The sequence below is a fragment of the Trebonia sp. genome (assembly GCF_030042015.1).
In the GTDB taxonomy this organism is placed as follows: domain Bacteria; phylum Actinomycetota; class Actinomycetes; order Streptosporangiales; family Streptosporangiaceae; genus Trebonia.
This window is the reverse complement of sequence record NZ_JASIAL010000208.1, coordinates 1-9,376: the sequence shown is the minus strand read 5'-3', so window position 1 is coordinate 9,376 and position 9,376 is coordinate 1. Positions and strand designations below refer to the sequence as shown.

At 72.8% G+C, this 9,376-nt stretch carries 10 protein-coding genes and 1 pseudogene; 7 read left to right on the top strand and 4 right to left on the bottom strand.

Annotated elements, in window-relative coordinates:
- Positions 1–328 (bottom strand): annotated as a pseudogene (locus tag Q1N79_RS10770) (hypothetical protein); the annotation flags it as partial.
- Between the two features lie 314 nt (positions 329–642).
- Here Q1N79_RS10770 and Q1N79_RS10765 point away from each other — a divergent pair.
- From Q1N79_RS10765 to Q1N79_RS10750, 4 genes are all read left to right on the top strand, one after another.
- Positions 643–1,341 (top strand): GntR family transcriptional regulator, encoded by a 699-nt coding sequence (locus Q1N79_RS10765; RefSeq protein WP_300607690.1) that lies wholly within the window; start codon positions 643–645, stop codon positions 1,339–1,341.
- Positions 1,342–1,418: 77 nt separating this feature from the next.
- The gene (locus Q1N79_RS10760) at positions 1,419–2,135 is read left to right on the top strand and encodes a 4-carboxy-4-hydroxy-2-oxoadipate aldolase/oxaloacetate decarboxylase (protein WP_300607687.1); all 717 of its coding nucleotides are present in this window, start codon (positions 1,419–1,421) and stop codon (positions 2,133–2,135) included.
- A gap of 12 nt (positions 2,136–2,147) precedes the next feature.
- Positions 2,148–3,203 carry a 4-oxalomesaconate tautomerase gene (locus Q1N79_RS10755; protein WP_300607685.1) on the top strand — a complete coding sequence of 352 codons (1,056 nt, stop codon included), beginning with the start codon at positions 2,148–2,150 and terminating at the stop codon, positions 3,201–3,203.
- Positions 3,204–3,262: 59 nt separating this feature from the next.
- On the top strand, positions 3,263–4,222 hold the full coding sequence (locus Q1N79_RS10750; protein ID WP_300607682.1) for a VOC family protein: 960 nt from the start codon (positions 3,263–3,265) through the stop codon (positions 4,220–4,222).
- Positions 4,223–4,308: 86 nt separating this feature from the next.
- On the opposite strand, the gene Q1N79_RS10745 is transcribed toward Q1N79_RS10750, so the two are convergent.
- The gene (locus tag Q1N79_RS10745) at positions 4,309–5,088 is read right to left on the bottom strand and encodes a VOC family protein (protein WP_300607680.1); all 780 of its coding nucleotides are present in this window, start codon (positions 5,086–5,088) and stop codon (positions 4,309–4,311) included.
- A 130-nt stretch (positions 5,089–5,218) separates the two neighbouring features.
- On the opposite strand from Q1N79_RS10745, the gene Q1N79_RS10740 reads away from it, so the two are divergent.
- Positions 5,219–5,563, top strand: a complete 345-nt coding sequence (locus tag Q1N79_RS10740; RefSeq protein ID WP_300607678.1) for a hypothetical protein — start codon at positions 5,219–5,221, stop codon at positions 5,561–5,563.
- Between the two features lie 50 nt (positions 5,564–5,613).
- On the opposite strand, the gene dtd is transcribed toward Q1N79_RS10740, so the two are convergent.
- On the bottom strand, positions 5,614–6,039 hold the full coding sequence (gene dtd / locus Q1N79_RS10735) for a D-aminoacyl-tRNA deacylase (protein WP_300607675.1): 426 nt from the start codon (positions 6,037–6,039) through the stop codon (positions 5,614–5,616).
- Positions 6,040–6,093: 54 nt separating this feature from the next.
- Here dtd and Q1N79_RS10730 point away from each other — a divergent pair, with 54 nt between their 5' ends.
- Positions 6,094–7,068, top strand: coding sequence for an asparaginase (locus Q1N79_RS10730; protein WP_300607673.1), 975 nt, complete (start codon positions 6,094–6,096; stop codon positions 7,066–7,068).
- 88 nt (positions 7,069–7,156) lie between these two features.
- Here the strand turns inward: Q1N79_RS10730 and solA are convergent, their stop codons facing one another.
- Positions 7,157–8,281 carry an N-methyl-L-tryptophan oxidase gene (solA, locus tag Q1N79_RS10725; RefSeq protein ID WP_300607670.1) on the bottom strand — a complete coding sequence of 375 codons (1,125 nt, stop codon included), beginning with the start codon at positions 8,279–8,281 and terminating at the stop codon, positions 7,157–7,159.
- Positions 8,282–8,443: 162 nt separating this feature from the next.
- Between solA and Q1N79_RS10720 the strand changes: the two genes are divergently transcribed.
- The coding region (locus Q1N79_RS10720; RefSeq protein WP_300607667.1) for a hypothetical protein at positions 8,444–9,376 on the top strand (933 nt) is incomplete at its 3' end.

The following is a 9,376-nucleotide window of genomic DNA, read 5'->3' as shown; positions in this document are numbered from 1 at the left end:
CCGGCGCGTCGACGCCGCCGACCGCCCGTCCGGCCCTGGCGAGCTCGGCCGCGAGCGCGGCGGCGGTCTCCGGCGCCCGGCCGGCCATGAGCAGCGGGACGGACGGGTCGTGCAGGAACGCCCCGCGCGGCTCGGTCCCCTCGGGCGGTTCCCACCAGCCGAACAGCAGGCCAGGCCTGTCCTGGGCAGCCCGCGGGGCCTGCGCGGCCCGCGGGGCCTGCGCGGCCTGGGCGGCCTGGGCGGCCGACAGCAGCTGCGTGTTCTCTGCCGACGTCGACCTGAGGTAGCTTCCGGCCGCGGCCAGGAACCGATCCAGGTCGGGGGTCATACACCAGCCCATGAGGTCATGCTTCCCGTCGTGCGCTCGTGCCGGGGCAACCCAGATCGGAGTGCGCCGGCGTTGCTGGGTCCGTGAAGTCTACGCGGACCCCGCAGCCCGCTAAGGCGGCGGGTTTCCTGAGCAGGACCGAAAGTTCCCGGCGGGCAGACATAGCGCCTTCAAGTATCGGCAGACGCCGCCGGTAAACGCAAGGCAGCGGTGATTGTGGCGGGGGCCAACTCCGCGGGCGGCGGATCGGGTGGCGCGACAGGGCGCTTGACCAGATTGTTGACAATCCAGCGGCGATTTCGTAGCCTCCGGCCATGCCCAGACCAACGCCGGGCGGCCCTCAGGCCGGGGAGCCCGCACGGACGCACGCCCTCGCCGCGCTGCGGCAGGCCATCCTCAGCGGTGACGTCGCGCCTGGTCAGCGGCTTGTCGAAGAGGAACTCGCCAGCCTGCTCGGGGTGACGAGGGCGAGCATGCGGGCCGCGCTCATCGACCTGACGGCGGAAGGGCTCGTCGAACGGGTGCCGAACCGGGGTGCCCGGGTCCGCGTGGTCGGCCCGGAGGAAGCGGTCGCGATCACCGAATGCCGGATCGCGCTCGAGGCGCTCTGCGCGGTCAAGGCAGCCCAGAACGTGACCGAGGACGAGGCGGCTCAGCTGCGTGAACTCGGCAGGAGCATGGCCCGCGCGGTCTCCGATGGCAACCCGCTGAAATACTCGGAACTGAACAGGGAGCTGCACAGGCAGATCGGGGTAATTTCGGGCCAGTCCGTCGCGGTTGGCCTGCTCGAGCGGCTGGACGCGCAGATCGTCCGCCACCAGTTCCAGCTCGCGCTGCGCCCCGGCCGGCCCGAACAGTCGCTGTCCGAGCACCTGGCCATCGTCGAGGCGATCGTCGGCCGTCGCCCGCACGACGCCGAGCTGGCTACCAGGCGCCATCTGGGCAGCGTCATCGAGCAGCTGCGGGCAGCCGGGGAAGCGAACGGCTCCGCAGTCGCGGACGCGGGGCCATGAGCGGCCCCGCAGACGTTGGTCGCAACAACAGGGCCCACGGGACCTCCACCACAAGGACGTAAGGGGCAGGAACAGCCATGCTGAACGTCGTCGTCACCGACCCGCCGCGCGCCGATCTCGCGCAGGTCGACAAGCTCGCCACCTACGGTGTCGCCACCGTGCACGAGGCCATCGCAAGGAACGGCTACCTCGGCCCTGGCATCCGGCCGATCCAGCACGGCGCCAGGATCGCCGGCACGGCGCTGACCGTGCTCTGCTGGCCGGGCGACAACCTCATGCTGCACGTCGCGGTCGAGCAGGCCAGGCCCGGCGACATCCTCGTGGTCACCACGACCTCGCCGAGCACGGACGGGCTGTTCGGCGAGCTGATCGCCACGTCCGTGTCGGCCCGCGGCGTGCGCGGCCTGATCATGGGCGCCGGCCTGCGCGACACCGCAGAACTGCGCGAGATGGGGTTCCCCGCCTGGACCGCCAACGTCAGCGCGCAGGGCACGGTCAAGGAGACGCCTGGCGCGGTCAACGTGCCGGTGACGATCGGCGGGCAGACGATCAGGCCGGGCGACGCGATCGTGGCCGACGACGACGGCGTGGTCTGCGTGCCGCGGCTGGACGTCGCCGCGGCGGTGAGCGCGTCGGCGGCCCGGGTCGCCAAGGAGGACACCAACCGCAAGGCGCTCGCCGACGGGCAGCTCGGCCTGGACATGTACGGGCTGCGCGCCAAGCTGGCCAAGGTCGAGTACATCACCGCCGCGGAATACGCCAGGCGGGCAGGCGAAGGACCGGCGCAGGGCTAGGAGGACCAGGCGATGACTGACGGCATCCGGTGCATGCTGATGCGCGGCGGCACCTCGAAGGGCGCGTACTTCCTCGCCGGCGACCTCCCGCAGGAGGTGGCCGAACGTGACGACCTGCTGCTGCGGGTCATGGGCAGCCCGGACCCGAAGCAGATCGACGGCATCGGCGGCGCCCACCCGCTCACCTCCAAGGTCGCGGTGGTCTCCCGGTCCGGGGTGCCCGGGGTCGCCGTGGACTACCTGTTCCTGCAGGTGATGGTCGACCAGCCGATCGTGACCGACCGGCAGAACTGCGGCAACATCCTGGCCGGAATCGGCCCGTTCGCGGTCGAGCGCGGGCTGGTGCCCGCGGGCGAGGAGGAGACCAGCGTCCGCATCCGGATGGTGAACACCGACGGGATCGTGACCGCCAAGTTCCTGACGCCAGGCGGCAGGCCCCGCTACGACGGGGACACGGCGATCGACGGCGTGCCGGGAACCGCGTCACCGGTCGTCCTCGACTTCGAGGACGCCAACCCGGGCGCGAGCGTGCTGCCGACAGGCAACGTCACGGACGTGTTCGGCGGGATCACCGTGACCTGCGTGGACAACGGGATGCCTGTCGTCGTGGTCGCGGCGAGCAGCTTCGGCAAGAGCGGCTATGAGCCGATCGCCGAGCTTGAGTCGGATGAGCAGCTGAACAGGCGAGTGCAGGAGCTGCGGCTTGAGGCGGGCAAGGCGATGGGGCTCGGCGACGTCAGCGGCACCACCGTGCCGAAGATCTCGCTGGTGGCCCCGCCGGCCGCGGGGGGGACGATCTGCACGCGCACGTTCATACCCGTCCGGGTGCACGAGTCGATCGGGGTGCTCGGCGCGGTCAGCGTGGGCACCGCGGTCATGCTCCCTGGCGCGGTGGGCAGCGACCTGGCCGCGAAGCCGGCCGGCTCGCGGCTGAGCATCGAGCACCCCAGCGGTGCGCTTGGCGTCGAGGTCGAGCTCGACACCACGACCACGCCGCCCGCGGTGCTGCGGTCCGGCGTGGTGCGGACAGCACGCAAGCTGTTCGACGGCACGGTCTTCCCGAGATAACAGCAAGATCTGGGCGGAGAGAGCCGGCCGGGATCGTTCGGGATAAAAAAGGAGAGAAGATGTCACGACCGCCCCTGCACGACGTGGCCCACCTTGGCTACGTCGAGCTCCTTACCCCCGAGTTCGACAAGTCACTGTGGTTCTTCACCGACGTGCTCGGGCTGACGGTGGTCAGCGCCGAGGGGAACTCGGCCTACCTGCGCACCTGGGACGACTACGAGCGGCACACGCTCAAGCTGACCGGGCACGCCACGTCGGGCATCGCGCGGGTCGCCATGCGGGCCGAGAGCCCCGAGGCGCTCGAGCGGCGGGTCAAGGCCGTCGAGGCGAGCGGGCGCGGGATCGGCTGGAAGGACGGCGACCCGGGGATCGGCCCGACCTACGCCTTCCACGACCCGGACGGGCACGTGATGGAGCTGTACTACGAGACCCAGTGGTACGCCGACTCCCGCCCCGCCGAGCTCGCCCCCGCGCTGAAGAACCAGGCGCAGGCCTACCCGGCGCGCGGCGTCAGCGTGCGGAACCTGGACCACGTCAACTACCTGGCGGTGGAGTCTGCGCAGTGCGGCGACTTCATGGTGGACCAGCTCGGCGCGCGGATCACCGAGCAGATCCAGCTCGACACCGGCCGCGTCTCCGCGGTGTGGACGCACTTCGCGCAGAAGAGCTACGACGTCGTCTACACCGACGACTGGACGGGGACGGCCGGGCGGCTGCACCACATCGCGTTCCGTACCGACACGCGCGAGGACATCCTGCGCGCGGCGGACATCGCGCTTGAGGCGGGCGTGTTCATCGAGACCGGGCCGCACAAGCACGCGATTCAGCAGACGTTCTTCCTCTACCTGTACGAGCCGGGCGGGAACCGCATCGAGCTGTGCAACCCGGTCGGGCGGCTGATCTTCGCGCCGGACTGGAAGACGATCACCTGGACGCAGGCCGAGCGCGCCAAGGGCCAGGCGTGGGGCCTGAAGACGATCGAGTCGTTCCACACCCACGGGACGCCGCCGGTCGGCTAGGCGTCGGCTAGGCGTCGGCTAGGCGCGTCCGGGCTCGGTGCCCGGCGCGGCGGCGTCCCCTTCCCGGACGATGCCGCCCGCGGCGGCTACTCGCCAGGCGGCATGGAGATCAGCGAGAACACGGCGCCCTGGTCGTCGGTGACCGTCGCCGTCCGGCCGTACGGGCTGTCCGCGGCCGGACGGATGACGCGCCCGCCGGCCTTGACCGCCTGCGCGACCGCGGCGTCGGTGTCGGCGGCGCCGAAGTACGTCGTCCAGGCCGCGGGCGTGCCCGCCGGCGCGTCGTCCGGGTAGCCGCCGATGCCGCCTACCTCGTGCCCGTCGAGCAGCAGCGTCGCGTAGCTGAACCCGTCGCCGCTCATGTCCCCGTACGCGTAGCCGAACACCGCCGCGTAGAACGCCTTGGCGCCCTCGAAATCGCGGCTCATCTGCTCGTTCCAGGTGACCGTGCCCGGCGCGTTGGCCAGCTGCGCGCCGGTGTGCGCGCGGGCCTGCCAGATGCCGAACGCGGCGCCCGTCGTGTCCACCGCGATCGCCATCCGGCCGACGTCCATGACGTCCATCGGGTCGGTGAGCAGCTGGCCGCCGGCGCCCTTGACCTTGGCCGCGGTCGCGTCGGCGTCCTCGGTGGCCATGTAGGTCGTCCAGGCGCTCGGCGACTCGGGCGGCCCCATCTTCGGCCCGATCCCGGCGACGGTCCTGCCGTCCAGGTACGCGATCGAGTAGCCGCCGGTCTCCGGCCCGCCCTGCCGAACATCCCAGCCGAACTGCGCGGTGTAGAAGGCGATGGCCTTGTGTGTGTCGCTGACACCAAGATCGACCCAGCACGGCGTCCCTGCCGGCCAGGGGGAGTCGCGGGTAACCACAGTTCACACCTCCGTATCGGGATCGGCACGCTCCGTCGCGAGCCGCGTTACCGCAGACGCTAACACCCGCCGCATCGGGCTTCGCGCACAGGCATGGAGGACGCGCCGGAGCTCTTACAATGAGGCGGTCATGTACAGCAAGACACGCCTCGGCGCGGACCAGCTCTCCGGCGGGCCCAAGCTCTCCCGCCGGGCAAAGGCGATCGTGTTCACGGTCAGCGGCGTGGTCGCCGCCGCTCTGGTCGCGCTCGGGGTGTGGAGCGCGGTTGGCAGCGACCGCTACGGTCCTTCGGCGAACGGGTGCGTGAACGTCACCTTCGCCAGTTCCACCGGCGGTGCGACGCTGCACTACTGCGGGGCGGCGGCCAAGTCGTTCTGCCGTTCCGCGTTCGCCTCGGCTGACCGGATTTCGCTGCTCGCCCGCCCGCAGTGCGTGCTGGCAGGGCTCACAAAGGCTAAGGTCTTGGCCGGCTGAGCTCGTCATAGCGATCCAGAACGGAGGCGTGGCGGCTGCCCGCGGCCGGCTCACATGTCGATGATGACCGTGACCGGCCCGTCGTTGACGAGCGCCACCTTCATGTCGGCGCCGAACTCTCCGGTCTGCACGCGCGCGCCGAGCTTCCTCAGCTCGCCGATGACCGCGTCCACGAGCGGCTCGGCGGCCGGCCCAGGCGCGGCGCCGCCCCACGACGGGCGGCGGCCCTTGCCGGTGTCGGCGTACAGCGTGAACTGGCTGATCACCAGCAGCGGGGCGCCCAGGTCGGAGCACGACTTCTCGCCGTCGAGGATGCGCAGCCCCCACAGCTTGGCGGCGAGCCTGGCGGCCTGCCGCGGGGTGTCGTCGTGCGTGACGCCGACGAGGACGAGCAGGCCGGGTTCGGTGATCGCGCCGACCGTCCGCCCGTCCACGGTCACGCTCGCCTGGCTGACCCGCTGCACAACTGCCCGCACGAGGTGCCAGCTTAGCGGTGCGAGCCTGGCGGCAGGACAGGCCATAATGTGCGGGTGACCCTGGAGCAGTTGTCCCCGGGCGAGACCTCGGTGAACCCCGTGCTCGCCGAGGTCGTGCGGTCCGGATTCGTGGAGTCCCGGCACCGCGGCGCGGTCGCCGCGCTCGCCGCCGACGGCACGTTCGCCTTCACCGCCGGCAGCGCGAACACGCCGGTTTCGCCGCGCTCGTCGAACAAGCCGCTGCAGGCCACCGCCATGCTCCGGGCCGGCCTGCCGCTCGAGGGCGAACTGCTCGCGCTGGCCGCCGCCAGCCATTCAGGTGAGGACTTCCACGCCCGGGGCGTGCACGACATCCTCGACGTCGCGGGGCTGACCGCGGCCGACCTGCGCTGCCCGGCGGCGCTGCCGCTCGACGAGCCGACGGCGCGCGCGCTGATCAGGGACGGCGACACGCCCGAGTCGCCGGTGCGCATGAACTGCTCGGGCAAGCACGCGGCGATGCTCGCGACGTGCATCGCCAACGACTGGCCGACGGGCACGTACCTGGACCCGGAGCACCCGCTGCAGCGCCACATCAGGAAGACGATCGAGGAACTGGCCAGGGAACCGGTCGCCGCGGTCGGCGTCGACGGCTGCGGCGCGCCGCTGTTCGCGCTGACGCTGGGCGGCCTGGCCCGCGCGTTCCGCACGCTGGTGCTCGCGGAGCCGGGGACGCCGGAACGGCGGGTCGCCGACGCGATGCGCAAGTTCCCCGAGTGGACGAGCGGCACCACCCGAGACGAGAACCGGCTGATGACCGAGGTTCCCGGGCTGCTGCTCAAGGGCGGCGCCGAGGGCGTGGCCGCGTTCGCGCTCCCGGACGGCAGCGCGGCCGCGCTGAAGATCGAGGACGGGGCGGCGCGGGCCCGCACGCCGGTCACGGTCGCGATCCTGGCCAGGCTCGGCGCGCAGCCGCCCGCCGACCTGGCCACCGCGGTGGTCATGGGCGGCGGGGCGCCCGTCGGCAGCATCCGCGCTGCCCGGTTTTAGGGCCTTCTTGATCATGGGGGATAGAAAACCACCGGAAACGGTGGGAAAGTATCCCGCATCTTGCGGACGCGGCCCGCGACCCCGGTTGTCAGCGGGCGAGGTGGGCGGCGAGGGTGAAGCGCGGGTCCGGGGCAGGCTCGCCGGCCGCCAGGCCGGCGAGGATCTCGCCGAGCAGCGGCGCGAACTTCGCGCCGTGACCCGAGCACGCCGAGGCGACCACGAACGGGCCCTGCCGGTCCAGGATGAAGTCCTCGTTCGCCGTCGTCGTGTACAGGCAGGTCAGCTCGTTCACCGGCCGGCTGTCCAGGCCGGGCAGCCACGTGGCGGCGAACGCGATCGCGCGCTCGCGGGCGGCCGGGTCGACGACCCCGTCGCGGCCCGCCGCCGTGGTGACCGGGCCGGCGTGGTGCTCCCCTAGCTTCACCGCGCCTGGCACCTCGCCGTCACGCCCGCCGGGCAGGCCGTAGAAGTGGGTGCCGCCGTCCCCGTGGATGAAGACCGGCCACGGGCCGCCCGGCGCGTCGCGGGGGGCCAGGTGGAACGCCTGCTGCTGGGTCACCGCCAGGGCGGGGAGCCGGACCAGCTCCCCGAGCAGCGGCGCGAGCCAGCCGCCGGCCGCGACCACGGCCACCGGGGCGGTGAACGTCCCGCTGTCGGTGCGCGCGAGCGCGCCGTCGCCGCCGGGTCCCGCGGCCAGGTGCGTGACCGGCGTGCCGAAGCGCACGTCCGCGCCGCGGGCCGCGGCGAGCCTGAGCATCGCGGCCATGGCGCGGTCCGGGTCGAGCACGCCGGCGTCGGCGTGGAACATGACCGGGCCGGCGTCGGCGAAGGAGAAGCCAGGCCAGCGTTCGGCCGCGGCGGCGGCTGGCAGCAGCTCGGCGGGGACGCCGCAGGAGGTGAGCACCGCGTGCAGTCGCTCCGGGTCCCGCTGCGGGCCGAAGTCGAGGCCGCCGGTCAGCCGCAGCAGCGTCTCGCCCGCCTCGTCCTCCAGGCGCCGCCATAGCGGCTCCGCCCGCCCGGTCAGCCGCACGTACAGCGGGTCGGGGTAGGCGCGGCGGAAGATCCGCGCGCTGCCGTGCGAGCTGCCAAGCCGGTGCCCGGGGGCGAACGCCTCGAGCACCACGACGGACATGCCGCGGGCGGAGGCCGCCCAGGCGGCGGCCGAGCCGGCCAGGCCGGCGCCGACGACGATCAGGTCGGCGCGTGCGGTCACGAGGGAACCAGCCAGCCGCCGCCGGGCTGCAGCGCTATCACAGGAGTATTGTCCAGCACGCTGATCGCCGACCGGGACGCCCGGCCTTCGCCGCGGTCGGGCCCAACCCTGGTTGCCGCTCCGCAGTCATAACAGGCAGCGGGACCACGTCAGGAGGACGGGATGGACAGGGCTGGTACGACGAAGGGCGGCAGCCGGGGCTCGGTGACCTCGCGCGGCCGGGCAATCATCGCGGCAGCCTGCTGCGGCGCGCTGCTCGCCGCCTGCGCGTCGGCAGCCACGGCAGGCGGCAAGCCGTCCGCCACGGGACCGGGCGGTACCGCGGCGGCCGCCGGGTCCGGCGCGGCCACGCCGCCCGCCGCCCGGACAGCGGCGGCCAGCCCGTCGGAGCTGTTCGACCTGATGGACCTGTCCGGGCCCGGCTTCGGGCTGGCCGGGCTGGGCACCGGGCCGGTGACGGCGGGCTACGCGCGGCTGGTGGCCAGCGCCGACTACGGCCGGTCGTTCGCCGTCATCGGGCCGAAGACCGCCGCCTGGACCGCCAGCGACGACGTGTTCTTCCTCGGCCGCCAGGACGCCTGGTACCTGGTCTTCAACGTCAACACGCTGGCCGAGACGCTCTACCGGACCACCGACGGCGGGCACACGTGGCATGCCTCCACCGTGCCCGGCCACGGCATGGCCGCCGGGGACTCCGACGTCGCGCAGTTCGTCACGCCGTCCCGCGGCTGGCTCGTGGTCACGATCGCCAACGCGCCGGCGGAGTTCCTGTATGCCACCACCGATGGCGGGACCAGCTGGCACCTGGTGGCCAGCCTCAGGGGCCAGCACGGCGGAGCCGCCCTGCCGGAACCCGGCCAGATCAGATTCGAGCCGGGCGGCGAGGTCGGCTGGCTGGGCGGCGGCGTGTGCAGCGGAGCGCTGTACCGGACCGCCGACGGCGGCCGGACATGGCAGCGGTCCGCGATCGCCGCTCCGGCCGGGTCGGCGTTCGGGCTGCCCGCCGGCTCGCCGCAGGCGCTGCTCGAACCCGTCATCACCAGCAGCGGGACGCTTCTGCTTTACCGCAGCAGCGACGGCGGCGCGCGCTGGTCG